Annotated in this window: 1 protein-coding gene; it reads right to left on the reverse strand. The window is 31.8% G+C overall.

The features are described from left to right. Positions 1–218: 218 nt before the first annotated feature. On the reverse strand, positions 219–1,148 hold the full coding sequence (locus tag BA053_RS06200) for an AEC family transporter (RefSeq protein ID WP_065094701.1): 930 nt from the start codon (positions 1,146–1,148) through the stop codon (positions 219–221). Between the last annotated feature and the right edge of the window lie 108 nt (positions 1,149–1,256).

A 1,256-nucleotide genomic window follows, 5' to 3' on the forward strand; every position in this document is an offset into this window, starting at 1 on the left:
ATTTGTCATATTTTGAAAAAACGTTTTATTTTACTCCAAAAACGTCTTAACTTTCTCTCTACTTTTTCTGGGTAAGGTCAATTTACCGCCGCGGCGCTAACTAGTAGCGGGATGACGGGTTACCAAATTGTAGAAGTTGCTTTAGCCATAAATTCAAGTTTTATCAATGTCTTGTGTTGTTACCCAAATAATGGTTATGCAAGCGCTTGAATTTTTGATCAAAAAGGAACAAGTTTAGTAAAAAATAATGATATTATTAGTGGAACATAAAACAGTCCCACTGCAGTACTGATTAAAAGCAACAGAGTAGCTTTATCTGGTTGATAATTCAAAATATTAGCAAGTATTATACTGGACCCAGAAACTGGAATAATAGCTAGCAACATCAGTGCTTTATATATGCTCTCGTCGTATACACCTATAACATGTTTGTCTATAAGAACGATTCCTAAAACAAATAATGGCCAGAATACGTACTTTGCTGTAATAGTGATCAAAGCAAGCTTCCAATCTACTTTAAAGCTTGTAATATTTGCAATGCTCACTCCAAGTAGCATCATCCCTAATGTGACAAATGTACTTCTAATATTCATCATAACATCTGTTAAAAAAGTAGGTATTTGTATATCGTATATACTTAAAAAGAAGCCCAGAACCATCGCATAAAGCGAAGGAAGTTTGAACAACTTTAATATGCATTCTTTTGCGGTATAAATACCATTTGCAGCTATGTAAAATCCTAAGCTGTTTTCAAATAGCGCCATTCCTACATAACAAACAACATATACAGATACTGAATCTTCATCAAATAAAGCCATGGCAATCGGCAGGCCAAAATAACCCATACTTGTGCTGCCCGAGCTAAACGCTAATATGTTTCTCGTGTTATCCTTAAATAAAAAAGAAGAAAGATAATACACTGATAAAGACATAGTGCTACCTATAAACCATATCAAAATCGGCAGAGAAATTACTTTTAAATTAACTTCTGTATGAGAGACTCCATATAAAATCACTATTGGATTAGCTATATAAAAGAGTATTTGAGATATAGTGTTTCTATCAATTTTAAGACATTTTCCTGCTAAATAACCAATAAATATCGTAATATAAATAGGTAATATTTTTAGGAAAAGAGTAAAGAACATACTAGCCTATTGTGATACTTTTGACTGATAAAGTAACATTAGATCTTAAGGTATTGTAAAAGTAAACAAAATTTATTTCCCAATTTATCCAGCTCATAGTTAATTAAA

It is taken from the genome of Wolbachia endosymbiont of Nomada ferruginata (genome assembly GCF_001675785.1).
Lineage (GTDB): Bacteria > Pseudomonadota > Alphaproteobacteria > Rickettsiales > Anaplasmataceae > Wolbachia > Wolbachia pipientis.

Coding starts and splice junctions, on each gene's coding strand:
- BA053_RS06200 (WP_065094701.1), bottom strand. CDS start 1,148: ATGTTCTTTACTCTTTTCCTAAAAATATTACCTATTTATATTACGATA.